Source organism: Microbacterium mangrovi, assembly GCF_000802305.1.
GTDB classification, from domain to species: Bacteria; Actinomycetota; Actinomycetes; order Actinomycetales; family Microbacteriaceae; genus Microbacterium; species Microbacterium mangrovi.
This window is the reverse complement of the sequence record NZ_JTDK01000010.1, coordinates 44656-67851: the sequence shown is the minus strand read 5'-3', so window position 1 is coordinate 67851 and position 23196 is coordinate 44656. Positions and strand designations below refer to the sequence as shown.

Genomic DNA, 23196 nt, shown 5'->3' with positions numbered 1-23196 from the left:
CATCAGGTTGACAACGGGTCGGCTGTTCCATTGTCGCACATCCCGCCTGGAGGTCTGCGACGCCGGATACCACATTTCAACGTGGTCCGGGCGATCGGTATTCCGCGGACCCCGCCGACGATCAGGACAGCGGGCCCCGGCGGTCCTCGTCGCCGGGCCGATTGGCCAGGAACCGCTCCAGCTCGGCGGCCAGCTCATCGGCACTCGGCAGGTCGCCGGTGTGGATGATCGGCGTGGCGTGCGTCGAGCCCGCCATGTAGTCGTCGTAACGCTCTTCGAGCGTCTGCACCATCTGGGACAGCTCTTCGTTTCCTTCGACCTGCTCGGCGACCTTCTCGAGGAACTCCCGGTTGAGACGGCGGAAGTCGTCGCCGTCGAACTCGAGCCCGGTGGCGACCGCGATGCTGTCCAGCGCGGCGAGCGCGGCGGCGGGGTACTCGGTGTCGCCGAGGTAGTGCGGGACGAGCAGGACGAAGCCGGCCACCGAGGCGCCCACCTCGGCGAAGCGGTACTCGAGAAGGTGCACGGCCGTGCCGGGAACCTGCGTGTGGGGCCGCCAGACGGAGTGCGCCTCGGTGAGTGCCGTGCGCGTGCCGGAGACGGTCGTGCCGATCGGCCGCGTGTGCGGGACCGGCATCGGGATCGCATGGACCCAGGTGACCGTCGAGACCGCGTACTCGTCGGCGAAGTCGATCACGGCCTCGGCGAAGGACTCCCACGCGAAGTCCGGCTCGTACCCCGACAGGAGCAGGAACGACCGCCCCGCGGCATCCCGCGCGAGCGACAGCTCCAGACGCGCCGGCTGGAAATCGGTGAGGCGGTCTCCGTCGAACGTGATGATCGGGCGACGCGCCCGGTAGTCGAGCAGCTCGTCGTTGATGAAGGTCGCGAGGAGATAGGAGTCGACCTCGTCGCGCAGATAGTCGATCACCTGCGACACGGCCGACCCGGCGTCCGTGAACCCGTTCAGCGCGATCACCAGTGGCAGACCCTCCGGCACCGGGGGTGCGGACGGCTCACGATGGTACAGCGACTCGGGGGTGGGCACGCTTCAACTCTACGAGGCTGCGATGCGCAGCGCGCCGGATGCCGCTCAGAGCGAACACGCCCGCTCGGTGCCTGTGCCCTCCTCCTTAGAATGGCCATCATGCCGTTCCCCGAGATCGCGCGAAGCAGCGCCCCCCTCGCCCCCACCGACTGCGATGCCCTGGTCCTCGCGCTTCCGCCCCAGGAGGACGACGCGGACTCCCCCGGACTCTCGGATTGGCCGGGCCTGGCCGACAGCCTGGCCGCCGTCGAATTCACCGGCGCCGTGGGCACGGTCGTGCGCGTCGGCGCGCCCGGGGCGCCGCGGACTCCTCTTTTCGTCGTGGGGACCGGCAAGGAGCCGGATGCCGCGGCCTGGCGCACCGCCGTCGGTGCGGCCGTGCGCTCCATCAATGGCCGCGCCCACGTGCGCGTCGGCATCCCGGGTGCGGGCGCCGCGGATGCCGCGGCCGCCGCGGAGGGCGCCGCCCTCGGCGGGTACCGCTTCGACGACTACAAGTCGGGCGAGCGCAAGGGCGGCCCGGAACTGGTCACCCTGCACAGCGAACAGCTCGACGACGACGACCTGGAACGTGCGCGGGCCCTGGCGGATGCTGTCGCGCTCGTCAAGGACCTCACGACGATCCCCGCCGAATGGATGGGCCCGGCAGACCTCGCCGAGCGCGCGCAGCAGGCCGTCGCGGATCTCCCCGTGGAGGTCGAGATCCTCGACGAGGCCGCTCTGGCCGAGGGCGGGTTCGGCGGCATCCTCGGCGTCGGCCAGGGTTCGGCGCGCCCGCCGCGTCTGGTCCGGCTTTCGTACACCCCGGCGGATGCGACCCGTCACGTCGCCCTCGTGGGCAAGGGCATCACGTTCGACACCGGTGGCCTCTCGCTGAAGCCCGCCGGCTCGATGGTCGGGATGAAGGACGACATGTGCGGCGCGGCCAGCGTGCTCGCCGTGATCCAGGCCGCCGCCCGCCTCCGGCTGCCGGTGCGGGTCACCGCGTGGATGTGCATCGCCGACAACATGCCGTCCGGAAGCGCGATCCGGCCCGGTGACGTGCTGCGCATCGCCGACGGCCAGACCGTCGAGGTCCTCAACACGGATGCCGAGGGCCGCCTCGTCCTCGCCGACGGCCTCGTGGCCGCGAGCCGCGAGAACCCGGACGTCATCGTCGACGTGGCCACCCTCACCGGAGCGATCATGACCGCGCTCGGTTCCCGCCACACCGGCGTGATGGGCGACGACGACACCGTCGCCCGCTACCTGATCGCGAGCGACGTCACCGGAGAGCTCGGCTGGCCGATGCCGCTGCCGGAGCACATGGAGTCCGAACTCGACTCCCCCATCGCGGATCTCGTCAACGCGAAGATCGGCGACCCCCTGGGCGGGGCTCTGTTCGCCGGTCTGTTCCTGCGGCGGTTCGTCGGGCGCCGCGGCGAGGAGGACGACGCGCCGCGCATCGCGTGGGCGCACCTGGACATCGCCGGCAGCGGCTGGCACAAGGGAGCCCCGTACGGCTTCACCGACAAGGGGGCGACAGGCGCGTCCGTCCGGGCGCTCGTCGCATTCCTCGAGTCCGAGGCGAAGGAGTCCTGATGGCCGCGCACGAATTCGACATCGTCATCCTCGGCGGGGGCAGCGGCGGGTACGCCGCCGCCCTCCGATCCGCGGAGCTCGGCAAGAGCGTCGCGCTCATCGAGCAGGACAAGGTCGGCGGGACGTGTCTGCATCGCGGCTGCATCCCGACGAAGGCTCTGCTGCACGCCGGCGAGGTCGCGGATGCCACCCGCGATGCCGCCAAGGTCGGCCTGCGGGCCGCGCTGGACGGCGTGGACGGCCCCGCCCTGCGCGCCTATCGAGAGGGCATCGTCGCGAAGAAGTACAAGGGACTCCAGGGGCTCATCAAGGCGCGCGGCATCACCGTCGTGGACGGCCGCGGGCGCGTGACCGGCGACCGCACGGTGGTCGTCGGCGACGACGAGTACCGCGGCGGCGAGCTCATCCTCGCCACCGGCTCGTACAGCCGGTCGCTTCCGGGCCTCGAGATCGGCGGACGCATCATCACGAGCGAGCAGGCCCTCGAGCTCGACGAGGTGCCCGCACGCGCGCTCGTGCTCGGAGGCGGCGTGATCGGCGTGGAGTTCGCCAGCGCGTGGCGGTCGCTCGGCGCCGAGGTCACCGTCATCGAGGCGCTCGACCATCTGCTCCCCGCTGAGGACCCGACCTCCAGCAAGGCCCTGGAGCGGGCCTTCCGAAAGCGCGGGATCGCCTCGTCGCTCGGCGTCCGGTTCGCGTCGGCCGCGCAGACCGAGCAGGGCGTCACCGTCACGCTCGAGGACGGCAAGACCTACGAGGGCGACATCCTGCTGGTCGCCGTCGGACGAGGCCCCGCCACGGCAGATGCCGGGTTCGAGGATGCCGGCGTCGCGCTCGATCGCGGATTCGTCGTCGTGGACGAGCTGCTGCGCACCACCGCGCCGCACGTCTGGGCGGTCGGCGACATCGTCCCGGGCCTTCAGCTGGCCCACCGCGGGTTCGCGCAGGGGATCTTCGTCGCCGAGCAGATCGCCGGACTGTCCCCGGTCTCGGTGCCCGAGCGGCACATCCCGCGCGTCGCGTACAGCAGCCCGGAGGTGGCGTCGGTCGGCCTCACCGAGCAGCAGGCCGTCCAGGAGCATGGGGCGGAAGCGGTCACGGCGTATGAATACAACCTCGCCGGCAACGGACGCAGCGAGATCATCGGCACCGGCGGCCTCGTGAAGGTCGTGCGGGTCAAGGACGGTCCCGTCGTCGGCGTCCACCTGGTCGGCGACCGCGTCGGCGAACTGATCACCGAGGGCCAGCTCGCGGTCGGCTGGGGCGCGCATCCCGAGGACATCGCACCGTTCGTCCACGCGCACCCGACGCAGAGCGAGGCGCTCGGCGAAGCCTTCCTCGCCCTCGCGGGCAAACCCCTGCACGCTTTGTAGGCCGTGCAACTTTGTGCGGCCTCGCACGACACTAAGCTAGAAACACATCGGCCAATCCGTAAGGAGAGATACGCATGAGCACTTCCGTGGTCCTGCCTGCTCTCGGTGAAAGCGTCACCGAGGGAACGGTAACCCGCTGGCTCAAGAACGTCGGAGACACGGTTCAGGAGGACGAAGGTCTGCTCGAGATCTCGACGGACAAAGTCGACACCGAGATCCCCTCCCCCGTGAGCGGCGTGATCCAGGAGATCCTGGTGCAGGAAGACGAGACCGTCGAGGTCGGTGCCGTCCTGGCCAAGATCGGCGACAGCGCCGCCGAGCCCGCTGCAGCTCCCGAGCCCGAGCCCGCCGCTCCGGCCGAGGCTCCGGCCGCCCCCGCACCCGAACCCGCTGCTCAGCCTGCGCCCGCCGCAGCCGCACCGGCCGAGTCGGCACCCGCCGCCCCCGCCCCCGCTTCCTCCGGCGGCACCGAGGTCGTCCTCCCCGAGCTCGGCGAGAGCGTCACCGAAGGAACCGTGACCCGCTGGCTCAAGCAGGTCGGCGACGACGTCGCGATCGACGAGCCCCTGCTGGAGATCTCCACCGACAAGGTCGACACCGAGATCCCCTCGCCGGTCGCGGGCACCCTTCAGGCGATCCTCGTCCAGGAAGACGAGACCGTCGCCGTCGGCGCCGCGCTCGCGCGCATCGGCGATGCTCCGGCCGCACCCGCCGCCCCGGCGCCCGCGGCCGAGGTCGAGGCCCCGGCCGCGCCCGCTCCGGCAGCTCCCGCGCCCACTGCGGCAGCTCCGGCAGCCCCCGCTCCGGCGGCTCCGGCCGCTCCTGCTCCTGCTCCTGCTGCAGCTGCTCCCGCCGCGCCGGCACCCGCCGCGCCCGCACCGTCCGCCCCGGCACCGTCGGCCCCGGCACCCGCCGATGACGTGACCTACGTCACCCCGCTGGTCCGCCGCCTCGCGCAGCAGAACGGCATCGACCTCACCACTGTCACCGGCAGCGGCGTCGGCGGCCGCATCCGCAAGGAGGACGTCCTCAAGGCGGCCGAGGCGGCATCCGCCCCCGCCGCAGCTGCCGCAGCGCCGGCCGCCGCGGCACGCGCTCCTCGCGAGGTCTCCGCTCTGCGCGGAACGACGCAGCCGATGTCGCGTCTTCGCAAGATCCTCGCCGAGCGCGCGGTCGCGTCGATGCAGCAGACCGCGCAGCTGACGACCGTCGTCGAGGTGGACGTCACCAAGGTGGCGTCGTTCCGCGACCGTGCCAAGAACGACTTCCTCGCCAAGACGGGCGACAAGCTGTCGTTCCTGCCGTTCTTCGCCCTCGCCGCCGCCGAGGCTCTGCAGGCCTTCCCGATCGTGAACGCGACCGTGGACGGCGACCAGATCGTCTACCCGGCGACCGAGAACATCTCGATCGCGGTCGACACCGAGCGCGGCCTGCTCACGCCGGTCCTGCGCGACGCGGGCTCGAAGAACATCGCGCAGATCGCGCACGAGATCGCCGACCTCGCTGCCCGCACGCGCGACAACAAGCTGAAGCCCGACGAGCTCGGCGGCGGCACGTTCACGCTGACCAACACCGGGTCGCGCGGCGCGCTGTTCGACACCCCGGTCGTGTTCCTGCCCCAGTCGGCGATCCTGGGCACCGGCACCGTCGTCAAGCGGCCCGGGATCGTGACGGTCGACGGCAAGGAAGCCATCTCGGTGCGCTCCTACGTCTACCTGGCGCTGTCGTACGACCACCGGATCATCGACGGTGCCGATGCGGCGCGCTTCCTGGGCGCGATCAAGACCCGTCTCGAGGCCGGCGACTTCCAGGCGGATCTCGGCATCTGACCCGGCACTGCCTCACCCTGGCTGATCCGCGGCGTCTGTGACGTCGCGGATCAGCCATTTCTTGTCTGTGCGGACCACGACGACCAGCTGACTGCGCCCCCTGCCCGTCGCCGCGCTGCTGGCCACCCGCAGGACGGCGGCGCCCCCGAAGTCGTCGAGCAGCTCGACCGACTGGTCCGCTCGGTCGATCGCCCCGGGAGGAATCACGTGGTCCGGATCCTCCGAGAAGGATCCGCGACACGCCCGGTCGTCCCCGCAGGCGATGCGCGCGGCGAGCATGGCCTGCACCCGCGTGGCGATCGTCGACGTCGACGCGGTCGACGACGCGGGCGACGCGGTCGTCGGGGTCCGTGCGGGCGCCGAGGCCGTGGCCGGGGGCGATGTGACGGGACGACCCGGCGCCGCGCCACCCTTGCTCCCCGGATCACCGTGCGGCCAGAGGAGCCCGACGGCGATCACCGCCGCACCGGCGAGCCCGGCGACCAGGACCATTCGGCGACGGGATGCCCGCGAACCGGACTCGCGTGCGCGCGAGCGCGTCCTCCGGCGCACGCGTTCACGGAGCGCGTCCCATCCGGCCGCAAGCACCTCGCGCAGGTCACTGTCGACGAAACCGGAAAGAGCGTTCCAGCGCCCTCGGCCCGTGTGCGCGAGGACGTCGTCCGCGCGTTCGGTCACGGCGCCGAGGACGCGCGCCCGCGCCGGCGCGAGATCGGTCGTCGCCAACGGTTCGGGTGCAGTGCGGGCGAACAGGGCCGCCTCGATCTCCGGCAGTGCCGCGGCGAGGGCGCGCGGGTGGGCCAGGTCCGCGCTCGCCTGCTCCTGCCCGCCGTTCGTGCCGGCACCGAGCCGCTCCCGCAGCTGTGGCGTCTCGGGGAGGACTCCGCCGAGAGCGGCGAGACAGACATCCGCCGCCATGGCCGCATCCGGGCCGTCGCCCTGCACGAACACCGGTTTGCCGGCATCCGTCAGCCACCATTCACCGGCGGCGAACGGTGAGCGCGCCAACGCGTCTGCGGTGCCCCGGAGGATGCTGACGAGCACGGTGACCGCCTCACCGGCGCTCAGCAGCGCGCCGCGACCGGTTCGCCTCTGCAGGAATCTCACGAGACGCTCCGTGCACAGCGGCAGGACGACATCGTGCCCGTCGTCCCGGCGGACGAGGTCGGCCGGCCCGAGCACGTGGCTGTCCGGATCGGCATCCCAGCCCGGCCAGTCCCGAAGCAGTGCGGCGTCCACGAGGAAGCAGGATTCGTCTCCGTGGGCCGCCAGGCTTCCGGGCCAGGGCACCTCGGGCGGCGCGAGGCGCCGGACCGGGCGAGGCGCCCCGGCCAGCGGGAGCGCACCGGGAAGAGCGGCGACGGCGACGGGCGTGGCGGCGGAGGTGTCCATGCTTCGAGTGTGCGGTCGCCCGCCTCCCGCCCGCATCCTCGGAACGCCCCCTGTGGATAACTTCCGAGGGCTCGGATCGTCGGCGCGCCCCGGGCCACGTAGAATGGAACCTATGGCATCCCGCAGTTCCGCAGCCGACAAGGGTCCCGGCTTCTTCTCTCAGATCCGGACGCTCTACACCTTCACGAAGGAAGCCTTCGGGTGGCTGCCCTGGATGATCGCCGGCATCATCGTGCTCGGCATCCTCGCCGGCGTCGGCGTGGGGTTCGCGATCCCTCCCGTGGCCGTGTGGAGCATCATCCTGTGGGGCATCACCGGCCTGCTGCTCGGCGTGCTCGGTGCCCTCATGGCCACGACGCGTCTGTCGTCGGTGGCCATGTACCGAAAGATCGACGGGATGCCCGGCGCTGCCGGCCACGTGCTCTCGACGTCCCTCGGCCGCAGCTGGCAGGCGAGCGACTCCCCCGTGGGCGTCAACCCCAAGACCCGTGAGGCCGTGTACCGCGCGGTCGGCCGCGGCGGCATCGTGATCGTCGGCGAGGGCGCCCGCGGACGCCTCACCCGGCTCGTCAACGAAGAGCGCTCCAAGGCGCAGCGCGTCGCATCCGGCGTGCCCGTCACCGTGCTGTACGTCGGGCACGAGGCCGACGACGTGAAGATCGCCGACCTTTCCAAGACCATCAAGAAGCTCCCCAAGGCGATCGACAAGTCGACCGAGGCGGCGGTCATCAAGCGCCTCGCCTCGGTGTCGCAGTCGCTTGCGTCGCTGCCGATCCCGAAGGGGATCGACCCGATGCGCGCCCGGGCGCAGCGCCCGCGGTAAGCGACGCGACGCTCAGCCGTCGGCTCCCTCGACCGGCCGGCGCGGACCCCGGTCCGCGCTCAGCCGCGGATGAGGACGGTGCCGACGGCTTTGTCGTGCAGGCCGCGCTGGTCGGGATCCCAGATGACGGCCGGGATGACGAGGACCAGCAGGACGGTCCGCACGATCGGACGCCACACGCCGACCCAGCCGCCCGGCAGGAGCATCAGCCGCAGCCCCATGATCCGATGCCCGGGGCTCCCGCCGAGGGTGGGCAGGAAGACGATCTGCACCAGTGCGAACACCTCGAGCGTCGCCCACTGGTTGTACTGGAAGAACGCGACCGAGATCAGCACCGCGCACGCCCAGTCGATCGCGAGTGCCGCGATCCGGCGCCCCGGTCGGGCGATGCTTCCTCGTCCGGTCTCGGGAAGACCCAGACGTTCACCGGGAAAGCTGTTCGTGGCGTCCTGTGTCACCGGTCAAGCGTACGCCGTCCGTGTAACATGCCCGAAACACGACAGATACTGCCGGGCAATGCCGCGTCGGTAAGGTCGGGCCTGCTCCGCCGTGGGCAGAGCCGAACCGCACCCGATCTGGAGACTCCATGTTCAAAGATTCCTCCGAGGTGCTGAAGTTCATCAAGGACGAGGACGTCAAGTTCCTCGACATCCGTTTCACGGACCTTCCTGGTGTGCAGCAGCACTTCAACATCCCCGCCTCGACGGTCGACGAAGAGTTCTTCACCGTGGGGCAGCTGTTCGACGGCTCGTCCATCCGCGGTTTCGCGAACATCCACGAGTCGGACATGCAGCTCATCCCGGATGTCTCCACGGCCTACCTCGACCCGTTCCGCGAGGCGAAGACCCTGATCATGGTCTTCGACATCTACAACCCGCGCAACGGCGAGATCTACTCGAAGGACCCCCGCCAGGTCGCACACAAGGCCGAGAAGTACCTCGCGTCGACGGGCATCGCCGACACGGCCTTCTTCGCACCCGAGGCCGAGTTCTACATCTTCGACGACGTCCGTTACTCGGTCACCCAGAACGCGAGCTTCTACTCGGTCGACTCCGAAGAGGGCGCCTGGAACACCGGCCGCGAAGAAGAGGGCGGCAACCTCGCCAACAAGACCCCGTACAAAGGCGGCTACTTCCCCGTCTCGCCGGTCGACAAGCAGGCCGACCTGCGCGACGACATCAGCCTCAAGCTGATCGACGCCGGCCTCATCCTGGAGCGCGCTCACCACGAGGTGGGCACCGGCGGTCAGGCTGAGATCAACTACCGCTTCGACACGATGGTGCACGCGGCCGACGACATCCTGAAGTTCAAGTACATCGTCAAGAACACCGCGGAGCAGTGGGGCAAGACGGCGACGTTCATGCCGAAGCCCCTCTTCGGCGACAACGGCTCGGGCATGCACACCCACCAGTCGCTGTGGCTCGACGGCAAGCCGCTGTTCTACGACGAGAAGGGCTACGGCGGACTCAGTGACGTCGCGCGCTGGTACATCGGCGGCCTGCTCGCCCACGCTCCGGCCGTGCTCGCGTTCACCAACCCGACCCTGAACAGCTACCACCGTCTGGTCAAGGGCTTCGAGGCACCGGTGAACCTGGTCTACTCGGCCGGCAACCGCTCGGCGGCCATCCGCATCCCGATCACGGGCTCCAACCCGAAGGCCAAGCGCATCGAGTTCCGTGCGCCGGATGCCTCGGGCAACCCGTACCTCGCATTCGCGGCGCAGCTGATGGCCGGCATCGACGGCATCAAGAACCGCATCGAGCCGCACGAGCCGGTCGACAAGGACCTCTACGAGCTGCCCCCCGAGGAGGCGAAGAACATCCCGCAGGTGCCGAACTCCCTGCAGGACTCGCTCGACGCCCTCGCCGCGGACCACGCCTTCCTCCTCGAGGGCGGCGTGTTCACGCAGGAGCTCATCGACACCTGGATCGACTACAAGATCACGAACGAGATCCAGCCGCTGGCCCAGCGTCCGCACCCGTTCGAGTACGAGCTGTACTTCGGCGTCTGAGTCCCGCCGTCACGAAGGCCCCCGGTCACCGACCGGGGGCCTTCGTCGCTCTCGGAGAACTCAGACGCCGTACACGCGGCGGGCGTTCTCGGAGCCGATCATCTGCAGCACCCGGCAGGCATCCGCCTCCGACCATTCGCCCTCGGCGACCCATCGGGCGAGGACGGCGGCCATCCCGCGCCGCCACAGCACCGATCCGACGAGATGGAGTTCGGGGAGGCCGAACGCATCGGACGAATAGAGCTGCTTGGCGAACGGAGCGAGCTCCAGCGATTCGGCGATGACCTGCCGACTCTGCGCACCCACGTAGTTGACGCCCAGTCCGACATCGAAATAGACGTTGTCGAACGCCTGCGCGAGGTAGCCGGCCTCGCGATGGTACGGATAGCAGTGCAGCAGCATGATCGGCGCACGCGCGGCCTCCGGCCGGCGAAGCAGCGGAAGCAGCAGCATCGGATTCGTGCGGTGCAGGTCGAGGTCGCGGTCCCCGAACCCGACGTGCACCTGGAGCGGCCGTCCGGTCGCGAGCGCGGTGTGCACCACGAAGGCTTCGAGGACGGGGTCGGCAAGACGCGGCTTCGCCTGTTCGGCGGCCGCCCAGTGTGCGAAGGCGATCGCGACCGCGGCGTCGCCCGGCGGCGCCCAGTCGATGTCGAACCCGGAGCGGTACGCGACGATCGTCTTGAACCCGACTGCTTCCCCGGCGGCGGCCGCGATCCGCGCGCGGAACGCGTCGGCGAACTCCGCGGGCGCGATCCCGGCGGCCAGCAGCTCCTCGGCGAGGAGTTCGAGGCGGACGATCTCGCTCGTGCGTCCCCCGGATTCCGCCGCCATCTCGACCGGGGTCGTGATCGGTCGCAGGCTGAAGCCGGTGTCCATGATCCAGTGGTCGACCGCGGCCGGCGGCAGCAGCCGGCGGTCGAGGTCGGCGGGCGCGAGCGACGCACGCGCCGCCCAGTAGTCATCCGCCGGCGCATGCCGTTCGACGCCGAGCAGGGGCGCGCACCAGCGGCGGAAGGCGAACCCGGGCTGCGAGTCGAACTGCGTCATGAACGGCGGGATCGGATCGGTCGACGCCTCGTTGAAGGACTCCTCGAAAGCGCCCCGGTCGATCGGGTCGACGAAGCATCCGTGCACGTGATGGTCGACCAGTCGCAGTGTCGCCGCCGCCTCCGCCAGCCGGCCGGGAATGCTGTCCAGCCCGTCCAGCACGTCGAATTCACCAACCGGCATACGCGCCGACCTCCTCATCACTCACGGCTCCCGCGACGGCGTCGCTGATCGCGCGGTCCAGGATCTCCACGGCGCGATCGATCTCCGCCGCGTCGATGATCAACGGCGGCGTGATCTCCAGCACGTTTCCGCCGACATAGTAGACGACCACGCCCAGCTGCCAGGCGCGGTAGACGACACGGCGCGCGAGGACCGGATCCGGTTCCGCGCCGTCCGGCGCGACGAGCTCCACGCCGATGGCGAGGCCGCGCCCGCGCACGTCGCCGATCCGCTCGGCGGACCGTCCGCCATCGACTCCCCGGCCCGCCGCAAGGGCTTCGAGGCCCGCGCGCAGCCGATTCCCGGCCCACACGGCGCGCTCCACGAGTCCGTCCTGCTCGATCGTGCGCAGGACAGCCCGTCCGGCTGCCGTCGAGACGGGGTTTCCGGCCATCGTGAGCAGGGCCGATCCTGCCGGACGGTCGAGGATGTCGGCGGGTCCGACGGCGGCTGAGAGCGGGACGCCGCCGCCGAGCGCCTTGCCGAAGGTGACGACATCGGGAACGATCCGGTCGTGCTCGAACGCGTGCAGGGTGCCCGGCCGGGCGAGCCCCATCTTCACCTCGTCGCACACGAGCGGCACACCGAACTTCCGGCATACGTCGTGGACCTGCCGGAGGAAGCCGCTCGGCGGAACCACGAAGCCGCCGTCGGAGAGGATCGGCTCGATGAGGAGGCAGGCCACCCGGTGCGTCGCGAGGGCGTTCCGGATCGCCTGGAGCGAGCTGTCGACGTCGGCGGCGATTCCGAGCGGTCCCGGTCGGAACGGATTCGGATACGGCACGAGAACAACGTCGGGATCCGGCGCGTGACCCGCGTCGATCTGCTGGCCGGACACGCCCATGGCGTGGCCCAGGCCGCCGTGGTAGCCGTGCTCGAACGCCACCACCGTGCGGCGTCCCGTCGCGTGGCGGCAGGAGCGGATCACGACGTCGTTGGCGTCGGATCCGGCGTGACCGAGATACACGCGCCGGTCGCCCGCCCCGGGAACGATCGCAAGCAGATCCTCCGCGAGTCCGACCGCATCCGGATGGATCGCCGACAGGGCCCCGCCGCCCGGCGAGGTCCGCACCGCGCGCGTCACGGCCTCGACGACGGCGGGATGGCCGTGCCCGAGTCCCATGGCGGTCCAGGTGGCGGACAGATCGATCAGTTCCCGGCCGTCCGGGGCCACGAGAATCGCCCCGTGACCGGAGACCACCTCGAGGGGGAAGAACCGGAGCTTTTCGACGCCGGCGATCGCGGCGGCATCCCGGGACGAGAGTGCGCTCGTCATCGGTCCTCCGAGGGGGATGCCGCCCAGTCGCCGTCGTGGCGCGGATCCAGCTCCTTGCCCAGGCCGGGCATCTCCAGCTCCCGGGCCAGCGACTCCCCCACGCGCTTGGCGATGCGGGAGGCGGCGAGCGCGATGACGAGGCCCGCCCCGCACCAGTACAGACCGACGAGCCCGTCGGCGAACGGGTCGGTCGAGTCCTTGACGTTGAACCAGATGACGATCACGATCACCACGGCGCCCAGGGTGGGCAGCACCGTGCCGAGCATCCGTCCGCGCCCGCCGTGCACGACGCGGAATCGCCGGTGGTTGACGAAGTAGACCGCCGCGATCTCCACCATCAGGTAGGCGACCATCAGGCAGACCGTGCCGGCGACGGCGAAGTAGAAGTACGCGTCGATCGCGGCGTTCCCGGTGCCCATGACGGGCCATCCGGTCGCCGCACACACCAGCAGCGCGACCACGACGACGCCGAGCACGAGCCAGGCCGCGCGCCGTGGACCGCCGCCTTTGGAGTGCAGCACGCCGAGCGAGCGGGGGCCGAATCCGTCCCGGGCGAATGCGTAGATCATGCGGCTCGCGGTGGCGACGGTCGCCATGTGCGAGCCGAACGCCGCGCAGGTCGCGGTGAAGACGGCGATCACGCCGAACCAGGGACCGATGTAGGCGGAACCGAGATCCCCGAGCGTGTTGCCGGACGTCCCGAACGCCTTGAGGCCGCTCGCGTCGGTTCCGAAGCCGATCGTCTCCGCGAACATGACCACCACGAACAGCACGCCGGTGATGAGGAGCGTGCCGAACAGCGCGCGCGGGATGTTCCGCTTCGGGTCGTTCGTCTCCTCGCCGAGCGACGCGCACGCTTCGAAGCCCGCCCAGGACAGGAAGGCTGCCACGACCCCCGCGAGCACCTGGCTCACGTTGACGCCGGTGAAGCTGAAGGTGGACAGATCGAAGCCCGTGCTCGGCGCGCCGCCGTGTCCGAAGATCGCGATCACGAGCACGATCATGGCGAGGATGCCGACTCCCTCGATGACGAGGAGCACCTTCGCGATGACCGCCACGTCGCGGCCGGCGAGCAGGAAGGAGACGGCGGCCCCGACGATCATGACGAGCGGCCACGGCAGCTGGAAGGGGTGCGCGACGCCGGGCTGGAAGGCCGCGATCAGGGCGTTCACGAACGCGGCGGTGAGGGCGAGCGTTCCGATCGAGAATCCGACGTACGCGCCGAGCATGGCGAAGCCCGAGAAGAAGCCGGTGCGCGGGCCGATCGTTCCGCCGATCAGTCCGTAGGCGGACCCCGCATGGTTCAGGTGCCGCGTGAGACGCATGAACCCGTAGCCGACGAGAGCGACCCCGATCGCGCCGATGACGAACACGAGCGGAACGGACTTTCCGACGATTCCGACGAGCCCCTGTCCGTTGCCGGACATCGCGAGGGTGGGGCCGACGGTGGCGAGGGACAGCGCGAGGGCGGCCCAGAGCGGGAGTTTGCGACGCGGCGCTGCGTCGCGAACGGATGCCGGAGACTCCGGTGTCTTGGCGGTGGTCATTCACGTCTCCTCACGTGCGGGGATGGATGGCGGGGCGTCAGCTCCAGGCCAGACGGAGCGCGGCGGTGATGGTCTCCGCATCGGCGCCCGCGAAGGCGGCGAGTTCGTGGCGGCGGACCGCGACCGCTCCCTCGACGATGCTGGCCCCGAACAGCCGCGCCGCGAGGGGGGATGCCTCGAGCCGATCGAGAGCCCCCGAGGGCTCCGCGTCGAGGCGAAGGCGTGCGGACTCGACGGACTCGGCGGGGTTGCCGATCACCTCGTCCGGCAGCGGGAGGGCTCGTTCGATGCCGTCGAGGGCGCTGCCGAGGAAGGCGGCGGCGGCGAGGTACAGGTTGGCGCTCGGATCGACGATCTTCAGCTCGAGGTTCGCTCCGTGCGGGTTTCCGGGGGTTGCGGCAAGGAACCGCAGCGCGGCCTCACGGTTCTCGAGCCCCCAGCACACGGCTGCGCCCGACCACGAGCCCGGAGTCAGCCGAAGCGACGAGACGACCGATCCGGCATAGACGGCGAGGAGGTCGGAGAGACCGGCCAGCACACCGCCGATCGCGCTCCCGCCCGCGCGGGTGATCCCGTGCGGGCCGTCGCCGCCGGCGAAGACGTTGTCGCCGTCTCGGGCGAGGGACAGGTGCAGGTGCATTCCGTTGCCGGAGCCGCCGACGAACGGCAGCGGCGAGAACGAGACGGCGAGGTCGTGGCGCGCCGCGACGAGCCCGATGAGAATCCGCGTCAGGATCGCGGTGTCCGCCATCTCGACCGGCGGCAGAGGGGCCAGCGAGACCTCGAACTGGTCGGTGCCGTATTCGGCGTGGATCTGCTCGGCCCCGACGCCCGCGTCCTCGAGGGTGCGGGTGAGGTCGGTGAGGAAGTCGCGTCGGGCGACCACCGATCGCATGCCGTACGCCGCCCACGAGTGGCCGGCGAGGGGAGCACCGTCGGCACCGACGAGTGCGAACTCCAGTTCCGCGCCCATCAGCGCGGTGAGGCCCGCCGAGGCGGCTCGGTCTTCGAGCTCGGCGAGCCGGCCGCGCGCACAGAGCGCCGACCGGGTGCCGTCCTGCTCGCAGTAGTCGGTCGGCGCCCAGGCCATTGCGTCCCCGATCGCCCGCAGGCGCGACGGGTCGAGTCGGAGCCGAAGGTCGCCGGAGACGCCGATGCCGCTCGTGAAAGCGATGCCGTTGTCGGCGCAGAAGACCACCCACGACGGCGAGGCGCCCATGCCCGAGGTGACGAAGCTGCGCAGCCTGCGTACCGGCACCGCCTTGCTGCGGGTCACTCCCGCGTAGTCCAGAGCGGTTCCGACCAGCAGGTCGACGCCCGCCTCGGCGAGAGAGCGCGCGAGTGCGTCGAGGTCTGAGGCGTCGTCTTCGTCGTGAGCGGTTGCGTCCACGGCCGTCCCTTCGTCGGGTGGGTCACTTCGTCGTGCGAATTCCATCATGCGGCATGCACGTTACATTGTCACGCATTTAGACAACATGTTATGTTTGTGTCATCAGCTTTCGGAGCGGAGGTCCCCCGTGTGTCGCCTGTTCGCGTATGTCTCTCCCGGCACGTCCACGACTGAGCGTGAACTCGGCGATGCCGGCATCGAGACCTTCCTCTCGCTCGCCCGCCTGCACGGCGACGGATGGGGATGGTCGGGCATCCCGCGACCGGGCGATGCCCCGGCTCTGCACAAGTCGCCGCTCTCGGCGGCGGCCGATCCGGGGTTCCGCGCGACGATCGCGACACCCGGACACGCCGCGATGCTCCACTTGCGGTGGGCGACGCTCGGGCTGCCGGTCGAGCTCCGCAACGCCCATCCGTTCCGCGTCGGCGACACGTCGTTCGAGCACAACGGCTCGCTCAAGCCCATCGAGCGGGTCCGCGCGATGCTGTCGCCGGATGCTGCCGCGCGGATGACCGGCGACACGGACAGCGAGATGTACTTCACCCTGATCCTCGAAGAGCAGGCGGCCGGATCATCGCTGCCCGAGGCGACCGTCCGCGTGGCCCGGCGGCTGCGTGAGGCCTTCCCCCTCGCCAGCCTCAACGCGATCCTGCTCGATCGCGAGCAGATGGTGGTGGTCCACGCGAGCGCACGCAGCATCCTGCCTGACGACGACATCGCCGAGATCACACAGCTCGGCGGCCTTCCCGACGACCACAACGAGGACTACTTCGCCCTCCGCTGGAAGCACACCCCCGACGGCACCGTCCAGGTCAGCTCGACGGGCGTGGGCGGCGACGGCTGGGAGACGCTCCCGGCCGAGTCGGTCACCACGGTGCGGCTCGATGACCGCGCGACGGAGACGGTCTCGCTGGCCGTCCCGGCGGGCGCGAGCGTGACAGACTGAGCCGCATGGATGACGGCGCCGACTCCCTGCACGACATCGTCGCGGCCTCCCTGCCGACGCTGGGACGAGCAGGACGCCAGGTCGGCCGGGTCCTTCTCGACGACTACCCGAGCGCCGGTCTCTCGACGATCGCCGACCTCGCCGCGCGCGCCGGAGTCAGCCCGCCGACCGTGCTCCGATTCGCGCAGGGTCTCGGCTTCAGCGGCTTCACGGAGTTCCAGCGCGCGTTGCGCGACGAACTGACTCGGAGGTCCTCCGGGCCGCTGGTCCGTCTCGGCGCGCCGGCGGGCGCCGGCACGCCGCGAGAAGTGATCGTGCGGGATGCCGCGGCCCAGGCCGAGCGCACCGTGGCATCACTGGGCCGGATTCCGGATGCCTCCTACGAGGCCGCGATCGCGTTGCTGGCCGACACGAGCCGGCGCATCCTGCTCACCGGCGGACGCTTCACCTACCTCGCCGCCTTCCACCTGGGCACTCCCCTGCAGCAGCTGCGGCCGGGCGTGCGCATGTTCAGCGATCCGGGCGGGCACGACCTCGGCACGGTGATCGACATGTCCCGCCGCGACGTCCTCGTGCTCTACGACTTCCACCGGTATCAGCGTAGCGCGGCCCAGCTTGCCCAGTCGGCGAAGAAGCGCGGCGCCGCCGTGCTCCTCGTGACGGACAGCCTCGAGTGCCCGACCGCGCCGCACGCCGACGTCGTGCTGAACGTCCCGACCGCGACCGAGCACGCGTTCCAGAGCGACGCTGCCGCCTTTCTGCTGAACGAACAGCTGCACCATCTCGTGCTCGAGCGGCTCGGCGAATCGGCCCTCACCCGGCTCGCCCTGTGGGAGCGGATGCGCGAGGACGAGCTGCTGCCCTGACTCGGCGGTCAGCCGTAGAAGAGCTTCTCGAACACGCGGCGCGCGCGGCGCGTGGTGCCCATCCAGTCCTCCTCGACGCGGCTCGCCGACCGCGGCGGGTACTCGAGGAGCTGCCCGATGCCGTCCAGGCGCCGCCGGTCGGCCGGCAGGACGTCACTGGTCTGCCCCGACAGCAGGGTGTTCGCCGAGCGGAGGCGGCTCGCGAGCAGCCACGCGGCGCGCAGTCGGTCCGCCGCGGCCTGACCGACGTAGCCGGCATCCACGGCGGCATCCAGCGCCTCGAGGGTCGAGGTCGTGCGGAACGCGGACACCGCGTGGGCGTGCTCCAGCTGCAGCAGCTGCACCAGCCACTCGACGTCGCTGAGGGCCCCCGGTCCGAGCTTCAGGTGGCGCTCCGGTGCGGTCCCCTGCGGGAGTCGCTCGTTCTCCACCCGCGCCTTGATGCGTTTGATCTCGCGGATGCCGGCGAGATCGATCGCAGCCGGGTAGCGCACCTCGTCGGCGAGCGCCCGGAAGTCGGTGACGAGCCGCGTGGTGCCGGCCACGCCGCGCGCGCGAAGCAGCGCCTGTGCCTCCCACGACAGCGACCACCGGCTGTAGTACTCGCGGTAGGCGTCCAGCGATCGCACGAGCGGCCCGTTGCGGCCTTCCGGCCGCAGGTCGGCGTCGAGGTCGAGGGGGGCGCGGTGGTCCTCGGAGTGCTGGCGCAGCGCCGCCACGATCTTGCGCGAAAGGTCGTTCGCGCGCTCGGGATCCACGTCACCGGGCCGGTACACGTACAGGATGTCGGCATCCGAGCCGAACCCGAGCTCGGCGCCGCCGAAGCGTCCCATCGCGATGATCGCGAACTCGAGGCTGTCGTCCTCGGGCGGCACGATCTCCCGACGGACCGCTCGCAGCATCGCCTGGATCGTCACCTCGGTGATGGTCGTGAGCGCGGCCGCGACCTGGTGGATGTCGATCGCCCCGAGCACTGCCGCGATGGCCGTCCGCAGGAGCTCCCGACGGCGCAGTGAACGCACCGACTTCATGGCGTCCTTGACGGTCGCGTGGCGATCCTGGATGGCGCGGGCCTCGGTCTGCAGCGCGGTGCCGGCACGCGGGCGGAGCTGTTCGGGGTCGTCCAGCCAGCCCGCCGCCTCCGGGATCCACTCCATGAGGTCGCCGATGTACTTGGAGCAGCTCAGCACCTGCGTGAGGCTGTGCGCGGCCGTGGAGGAGTCGCGCAGCATCCGCAGGAACCACGGCGTGCTGCCGAGCCGCTCCGCGATGCGCCGGAACGCGAGGAGTCCCATGTCGGGGTCGGCGCCCTCCGAGAACCAGCTGATCATCACCGGCATCAGGTGCCGCTGGATGGTCGCGGTGCGGCTGAGTCCACTCGTCAGCGCGGCGATGTGCCGGAGCGCGCCGGCGGGGTCCGTGAACCCGATCGCGGCCAGCCGGTCATGCGCCTCGGAGGTCGAGAGGCTGCGCTCCGCTTCGGGGAGGGCGGCCACGGCGGACAGCAGCGGCCGGTAGAAGAGGCGGACGTGGATGTCGCGCACCTCGCGCTTGATCTGCTCCCAGAGGCTCCGCACCGCCGGGCCGCTCTCGGCGAGTCCGCTCGCCCGCGCCAGGACACGCAGCGCGTCGGCATCGGTCGGCATGAGGTGGGTGCGCAGCAGAGCGCGCAGCTGGAGGCGGTGTTCGAGCACGCGCATGACCCGGTAGTCATGCCCGAACGTCGCGGCATCCGCGCGTCCGATGTAACCGGCGGTGACGAGGGCGTCCAGCGCGTCGAGGGTGCTGCGCTGGCGGATGCCCTCGTCGCTGAGGCCGTGCACGAGCTGGAGCAGCTGGACGGTGAACTCCACGTCCCGCAGTCCCCCGGGACCGAGCTTCAGCTGGTCGCCGAGCTCCCCCGCCGGGATGTTCGCGGTCACGCGTTCGCGCATCCGCTGGACGTTGTCGACGAAGTTCTCCCGCGCGGCGCTGGTCCACACCTTCGGCTGCACGGCCGTGACGTACTCGCGGCCGAGGGCGGCATCGCCCGCCATCGGCCGTGCCTTCAGGAGAGCCTGGAACTCCCAGCCGTGCGCCCAGCGGTCGTAGTAGGAGAGGTACGAGTCGAGCGTGCGCACGAGGGCGCCCTGCTTGCCCTCGGGGCGCAGGTTCGCGTCCACCTCCCACAGCGGCGGCTCGATCTCGGCGCCGCTGATGCCGCGCATGGTCTGGACGGCGAGGCGCGTCGCGATGTCGATCACCCGGCTCGGGCCGAGGTCGGATCCGTCCACGCCCTCGCAGACGAACACGACGTCGACGTCGCTGACGTAGTTCAGCTCGCGCGCCCCGGCCTTTCCCATGCCGATGATCGCCAGCCGCGTCGCCTCGATCTCCTCCCGGCTGAAGAGGCCGCCCGGACCGCGCACGGACAGTTTCGTGCGCGCCACGCACAGGGATGCCTCCAGCGCCGCGGCCGCGGCATCCGCCAGCGCGGCGGCGACCGCCGGCAGGACCTCGACGGGGTCCGGCGACAGGAGATCGAAGACGGCGATCCGGGCGAGCATCCGGCGGTACCGCACCCGGAGCGCGACCCAGGCCTCTTCTCCGGCGAACGAGGCGAATCCGTTCTCCGCGCCCACGCTCTCGCGCAGCTCGGCGACGAGTTCCTCGGCGGTGGGCAGCCCCGCCCGGGGAACGCGCAGATCGACGAGTTCGGACGGATGGCGAAGGTAGAAGCTTCCAAACCCGTCGGATGCCCCGACGAGGGACCACACGGCCCGGGCGCCGTGCTCGTTCGCGAGGACCTCCGCGACGGGCGCCGGATCGCGACGGGCGACCCGCACCAGGGACGCCACCGCGGCATCGGGGGCTGCGGCCCACGACGCTCCGGCGACGAGCTCCGCCGAGGGGATGCCGGTCGACTCGGCGAGTTCGGCGAGGTGCGCCTCCGCCTCCCCCAGGTCCGAGAACCCGGCCCGGGCGAGCCCGGTCAGCGTCGATGAACGGTCTCCGGCGGGCATGGCTCGCTCAGAGCATCTCGAGGTTGCGCTTCAGCTCGAACGGCGTCACCTGGGAGCGGTACTCCTCCCACTCGCGCCGCTTGTTGGCCAGCACGTAGTTGAAGACCTGCTCGCCCAGCGTCTCGGCGACAAGCTCCGAGTCCTCCATGTACTCCAGGGCGTGGTCGAGGCTCGCCGGAAGGGGCGCGTATCCCAGGGCCCGGCGTTCGGTGTCGCTCAGCGACCACACGTTGTCCTCGGCCTCCGGCGGGAGCTCGTAGCCCTCCTCGATCCCCTTGAGGCCGGCTGCGAGCAGCAGCGCATAGGCCAGGTAGGGGTTCGCGGCCGAGTCCAGGGCGCGGTACTCGACGCGGCTGGACTGGCCCTTGTTCGGCTTGTACATGGGAACGCGGATGAGCGCCGAGCGGTTGTTGTGGCCCCAGCAGATGAAGCTCGGCGCTTCGTCGCCGCCCCACAGCCGCTTGTAGGAGTTGACGAACTGGTTGGTGACCGCGGCGATCTCGTTGGCGTGGCGCAGGAGACCCGCGATGAACTGACGGCCCACCTTCGAGAGCTGGTACTGCGCCCCCTCCTCGAAGAACGCGTTCACGTCGCCCTCGAACAGGGACATGTGCGTGTGCATGCCGCTTCCGGGGCGGCCGCTCAGCGGCTTCGGCATGAAAGTCGCATAGACGCCCTGCTCGATCGCCACCTCCTTCACGACGGTGCGGAAGGTCATGATGTTGTCGGCGGTCGCCAGGGCGTCCGCATACCGCAGGTCGATCTCGTTCTGGCCGGGACCGCCCTCGTGGTGGCTGTACTCGACCGAGATGCCGAGATCCTCCAGCATCCGCACCGAACGGCGACGGAAGTCATGGGCGGTGCCGCCGGGGACGTTGTCGAAGTAGCCGGCCGAATCGACCGGCTCCGGGCCGTCCGGGCCGAACGTGGACGACTTCAGCAGGTAGAACTCGATCTCGGGATGCGTATAGAACGTGAATCCCGCATCGGCCGCCTTCGCGAGCGTGCGCCGCAGCACGTGGCGCGGATCAGCGACCGCCGGCTGGCCGTCGGGCGTCGTGATGTCGCAGAACATGCGGGCCGTGGCATCCACGTCGCCGCGCCACGGAAGGACCTGGAACGTCGAGGGATCCGGGTGGGCGAGCAGGTCCGACTCGTAGGTGCGCGTGAGCCCCTCGATCGCGGAGCCGTCGAAGCCGAGGCCCTCGGCGAACGCCCCCTCGACCTCCGCGGGCGCGATCGCGACCGACTTGAGTGTGCCCACCACGTCCGTGAACCACAGACGCACGAACTTCACGCCCCGTTCCTCGATCGTCCGAAGCACGAAATCCCGCTGCTTGTCCATTCGGTCCCCTTCACCGCCGCCAGTACGAATCTACTGGTCCGCGGCGTCCTCCTCGGCCCACTTGCGGGACCGCTCACGAATGATCTCGGGCGCCCGGGCGGCCTCTTCGGCCGTGTCGAACGGGCCGGCGCGGTCCGGTGCGGGCGTGACCAGCCCATGCTCGACCTCACCGGTCTTGAGGTTGTACCAGTACTTCTCGTCGTCCATGGTTCCTCCTCCTGGGCGTCTGCCCCGTGACAGCGATCCTAGTGAGCCCGGGCGGGTGCCACGTCACACGCGAACCACTTGGATACGCTGGGCGCATGACTGAGAACGCCGTCCGCGCCGTCGGCGTCGACATCGGGGGCACGGGCATCAAAGCCGGGGTCGTCGATGTGGCCAGCGGCACCCTGATCAGCTCGCGCGCGAAGGTCGCGACCCCTCCCGGCGCGAAGCCGCACGACGTGCTGGCCGCCGTCGAGGAGGTCCTGCGGATGCTCGAGGTCGCCGACGACAAGATCCCCCTGGGCGTCGCGTTTCCGGCCATCATCAAGCGCGGTCGCACGCTGTCGGCTGCGAACGTGTCGGACGAGTGGATCGGCTTCGAGGCGGAGGACTTCTTCGAGCAGGGACTCGGGCGCGGCATCCACTTCGCCAACGACGCGGACGTCGCCGGCATCGCCGAGGTCCGGTTCGGCGCGGCGAAGGACCAGCAGGGCCTGACGATCCTCACGACCCTCGGCACCGGCATCGGGTCGGCGATGATCTACGACGGTGTGCTGGTCCCCAACTCCGAGCTCGGCCACGTGCAGCGTGCCAAGCACGGCAAGGATGCCGAGGCGTACGCGGCGTACTCGGCGATGGAGCGCCACTCGCTGACCTGGGAGCGATGGGCGAAGCGGCTGCAGTGGTACTACAGCCACATCGAGTTCCTGTTCAGCCCGGACCTGTTCGTCGTCGGCGGCGGCGTGTCCAAGCACAGCGAGAACTTCCTGCCGCTGCTGACGCTGAACACCCCCATCGTGCCGGCCGTGCACCGCAACAACGCGGGGATCATCGGAGCGGCCGCGCTGGCCGCGGACTGAACCCGCCAGGACCGACGGAGTCCGGCGGCAGGCGGAGGGCGAATGGGCCGGCCTGTACGCCGGGTTCTGTTCCGGGGCGTGCGCCCCTTCGACGGTCATCTCTCTCGACGACACGTTGCCGTGCCGTTCCAGCGGCCTACCCGGGGACTCGGCGGGCCGCGTCATCATCCCCTGTCTGGCCTTGCTCCGGGCGAGGTTTGCCGTGCGGATGCTGTCACCAGCATCCCGGTGGTCTCTTACACCGCCCTTTCACCCTTACCGGCTCACGCCGGCGGTCTGCTCTCTGTGGCACTGTCTCGCGGATCACTCCGGGTGGGTGTTACCCACCGCCCTGCCCTGTGGAGCCCGGACGTTCCTCGGCGCATGCGGCGAACCGCGTGCGACGCGACCGTCCGGCCGACCCATTCGCGCTCCCATTCTAGGCGGCGCTT

At 70.6% G+C, this 23196-nt stretch carries 18 protein-coding genes and 1 other RNA gene; 8 read left to right on the top strand and 11 right to left on the bottom strand.

What is annotated here, in order from left to right; translation table 11 throughout:
• Window positions 1-121: 121 nt before the first annotated feature.
• Window positions 122-1048, bottom strand: coding sequence for a proteasome assembly chaperone family protein (locus LK09_RS11050; RefSeq protein ID WP_052226678.1), 927 nt, complete (start codon window positions 1046-1048; stop codon window positions 122-124).
• A 99-nt stretch (window positions 1049-1147) separates the two neighbouring features.
• Here LK09_RS11050 and LK09_RS11045 point away from each other — a divergent pair, with 99 nt between their 5' ends.
• The 3 genes from LK09_RS11045 (at window position 1148) to sucB (ending at window position 5831) form a co-directional block, all read left to right on the top strand.
• Entirely contained in the window at window positions 1148-2629 is a 1482-nt protein-coding gene (locus LK09_RS11045; protein WP_039399250.1) for a leucyl aminopeptidase, read from the top strand.
• Window positions 2629-4002 (top strand): dihydrolipoyl dehydrogenase, encoded by a 1374-nt coding sequence (lpdA, locus tag LK09_RS11040; RefSeq protein WP_039399248.1) that lies wholly within the window; start codon window positions 2629-2631, stop codon window positions 4000-4002. The genes LK09_RS11045 and lpdA overlap by 1 nt, the downstream gene beginning before the upstream one ends.
• Window positions 4003-4076: 74 nt before the next feature.
• Window positions 4077-5831, top strand: a complete 1755-nt coding sequence (gene sucB / locus LK09_RS11035) for a 2-oxoglutarate dehydrogenase, E2 component, dihydrolipoamide succinyltransferase (RefSeq protein WP_039399246.1) — start codon at window positions 4077-4079, stop codon at window positions 5829-5831.
• A gap of 12 nt (window positions 5832-5843) precedes the next feature.
• Here the strand turns inward: sucB and LK09_RS11030 are convergent, their stop codons facing one another.
• Entirely contained in the window at window positions 5844-7223 is a 1380-nt protein-coding gene (locus LK09_RS11030) for a hypothetical protein (protein WP_039399244.1), read from the bottom strand.
• 112 nt (window positions 7224-7335) lie between these two features.
• Between LK09_RS11030 and LK09_RS11025 the strand changes: the two genes are divergently transcribed.
• Window positions 7336-8046: a DUF4191 family protein gene (locus LK09_RS11025; protein ID WP_039399243.1), complete on the top strand. Its 711-nt coding sequence runs from the start codon at window positions 7336-7338 to the stop codon at window positions 8044-8046.
• A gap of 59 nt (window positions 8047-8105) precedes the next feature.
• On the opposite strand, the gene LK09_RS11020 is transcribed toward LK09_RS11025, so the two are convergent.
• A complete protein-coding gene (locus LK09_RS11020; RefSeq protein WP_039399240.1) occupies window positions 8106-8504 on the bottom strand; it encodes an RDD family protein in 399 nt (132 codons plus the stop codon).
• 128 nt (window positions 8505-8632) lie between these two features.
• On the opposite strand from LK09_RS11020, the gene glnA (LK09_RS11015) reads away from it, so the two are divergent.
• Window positions 8633-10057: a type I glutamate--ammonia ligase gene (glnA, locus tag LK09_RS11015; RefSeq protein ID WP_039399238.1), complete on the top strand. Its 1425-nt coding sequence runs from the start codon at window positions 8633-8635 to the stop codon at window positions 10055-10057.
• Window positions 10058-10117: 60 nt separating this feature from the next.
• Here glnA (LK09_RS11015) and LK09_RS11010 read toward each other — a convergent pair whose 3' ends face one another.
• The 4 genes from LK09_RS11010 to LK09_RS10995 are packed head-to-tail and all read right to left on the bottom strand — an operon-like array spanning window position 10118 to window position 15542.
• Window positions 10118-11290, bottom strand: a complete 1173-nt coding sequence (locus tag LK09_RS11010; protein WP_039399236.1) for an amidohydrolase family protein — start codon at window positions 11288-11290, stop codon at window positions 10118-10120.
• The gene (locus tag LK09_RS11005) at window positions 11277-12605 is read right to left on the bottom strand and encodes an aspartate aminotransferase family protein (RefSeq protein WP_039399234.1); all 1329 of its coding nucleotides are present in this window, start codon (window positions 12603-12605) and stop codon (window positions 11277-11279) included. Before LK09_RS11005 ends, LK09_RS11010 begins: the two co-directional genes overlap by 14 nt.
• Window positions 12602-14152 carry an APC family permease gene (locus LK09_RS11000; RefSeq protein WP_052226677.1) on the bottom strand — a complete coding sequence of 517 codons (1551 nt, stop codon included), beginning with the start codon at window positions 14150-14152 and terminating at the stop codon, window positions 12602-12604. Before LK09_RS11000 ends, LK09_RS11005 begins: the two co-directional genes overlap by 4 nt.
• A gap of 37 nt (window positions 14153-14189) precedes the next feature.
• Window positions 14190-15542, bottom strand: coding sequence for a type I glutamate--ammonia ligase (locus LK09_RS10995; protein WP_039399232.1), 1353 nt, complete (start codon window positions 15540-15542; stop codon window positions 14190-14192).
• 127 nt (window positions 15543-15669) lie between these two features.
• Between LK09_RS10995 and LK09_RS10990 the strand changes: the two genes are divergently transcribed.
• Window positions 15670-16488: a class II glutamine amidotransferase gene (locus LK09_RS10990; RefSeq protein WP_052226676.1), complete on the top strand. Its 819-nt coding sequence runs from the start codon at window positions 15670-15672 to the stop codon at window positions 16486-16488.
• Window positions 16489-16493: 5 nt separating this feature from the next.
• Window positions 16494-17354 carry a MurR/RpiR family transcriptional regulator gene (locus LK09_RS10985; protein ID WP_039399230.1) on the top strand — a complete coding sequence of 287 codons (861 nt, stop codon included), beginning with the start codon at window positions 16494-16496 and terminating at the stop codon, window positions 17352-17354.
• Window positions 17355-17362: 8 nt separating this feature from the next.
• Here LK09_RS10985 and LK09_RS10980 read toward each other — a convergent pair whose 3' ends face one another.
• The 3 genes from LK09_RS10980 to LK09_RS21475 are packed head-to-tail and all read right to left on the bottom strand — an operon-like array spanning window position 17363 to window position 21908.
• Window positions 17363-20356: a bifunctional [glutamine synthetase] adenylyltransferase/[glutamine synthetase]-adenylyl-L-tyrosine phosphorylase gene (locus LK09_RS10980; protein ID WP_039399228.1), complete on the bottom strand. Its 2994-nt coding sequence runs from the start codon at window positions 20354-20356 to the stop codon at window positions 17363-17365.
• 7 nt (window positions 20357-20363) lie between these two features.
• A complete protein-coding gene (gene glnA, locus LK09_RS10975) occupies window positions 20364-21701 on the bottom strand; it encodes a type I glutamate--ammonia ligase (protein WP_039399226.1) in 1338 nt (445 codons plus the stop codon).
• Window positions 21702-21731: 30 nt separating this feature from the next.
• Window positions 21732-21908: a hypothetical protein gene (locus tag LK09_RS21475; protein ID WP_039399224.1), complete on the bottom strand. Its 177-nt coding sequence runs from the start codon at window positions 21906-21908 to the stop codon at window positions 21732-21734.
• A gap of 95 nt (window positions 21909-22003) precedes the next feature.
• On the opposite strand from LK09_RS21475, the gene ppgK reads away from it, so the two are divergent.
• Entirely contained in the window at window positions 22004-22765 is a 762-nt protein-coding gene (ppgK, locus tag LK09_RS10965; RefSeq protein ID WP_039399221.1) for a polyphosphate--glucose phosphotransferase, read from the top strand.
• Window positions 22766-22804: 39 nt separating this feature from the next.
• On the opposite strand, the gene rnpB is transcribed toward ppgK, so the two are convergent.
• Window positions 22805-23169: RNase P RNA component class A (gene rnpB / locus LK09_RS20775), an RNA gene on the bottom strand.
• Between the last annotated feature and the right edge of the window lie 27 nt (window positions 23170-23196).

What these genes read in the sequence shown, in the direction of transcription:
- glnA (WP_039399238.1), top strand. Translation starts at nt 8,633, where the DNA reads ATGTTCAAAGATTCCTCCGAGGTGCTGAAGTTCATCAAGGACGAGGAC.
- sucB (WP_039399246.1), top strand. Translation starts at nt 4,077, where the DNA reads ATGAGCACTTCCGTGGTCCTGCCTGCTCTCGGTGAAAGCGTCACCGAG.
- LK09_RS10980 (WP_039399228.1), bottom strand. Translation starts at nt 20,356, where the DNA reads ATGCCCGCCGGAGACCGTTCATCGACGCTGACCGGGCTCGCCCGGGCC.
- LK09_RS11000 (WP_052226677.1), bottom strand. Translation starts at nt 14,152, where the DNA reads ATGACCACCGCCAAGACACCGGAGTCTCCGGCATCCGTTCGCGACGCA.
- LK09_RS11025 (WP_039399243.1), top strand. Translation starts at nt 7,336, where the DNA reads ATGGCATCCCGCAGTTCCGCAGCCGACAAGGGTCCCGGCTTCTTCTCT.
- glnA (WP_039399226.1), bottom strand. Translation starts at nt 21,701, where the DNA reads ATGGACAAGCAGCGGGATTTCGTGCTTCGGACGATCGAGGAACGGGGC.
- lpdA (WP_039399248.1), top strand. Translation starts at nt 2,629, where the DNA reads ATGGCCGCGCACGAATTCGACATCGTCATCCTCGGCGGGGGCAGCGGC.
- ppgK (WP_039399221.1), top strand. Translation starts at nt 22,004, where the DNA reads ATGACTGAGAACGCCGTCCGCGCCGTCGGCGTCGACATCGGGGGCACG.
- LK09_RS11045 (WP_039399250.1), top strand. Translation starts at nt 1,148, where the DNA reads ATGCCGTTCCCCGAGATCGCGCGAAGCAGCGCCCCCCTCGCCCCCACC.
- LK09_RS21475 (WP_039399224.1), bottom strand. Translation starts at nt 21,908, where the DNA reads ATGGACGACGAGAAGTACTGGTACAACCTCAAGACCGGTGAGGTCGAG.
- LK09_RS11010 (WP_039399236.1), bottom strand. Translation starts at nt 11,290, where the DNA reads ATGCCGGTTGGTGAATTCGACGTGCTGGACGGGCTGGACAGCATTCCC.
- LK09_RS10985 (WP_039399230.1), top strand. Translation starts at nt 16,494, where the DNA reads ATGGATGACGGCGCCGACTCCCTGCACGACATCGTCGCGGCCTCCCTG.
- LK09_RS11005 (WP_039399234.1), bottom strand. Translation starts at nt 12,605, where the DNA reads ATGACGAGCGCACTCTCGTCCCGGGATGCCGCCGCGATCGCCGGCGTC.
- LK09_RS11030 (WP_039399244.1), bottom strand. Translation starts at nt 7,223, where the DNA reads ATGGACACCTCCGCCGCCACGCCCGTCGCCGTCGCCGCTCTTCCCGGT.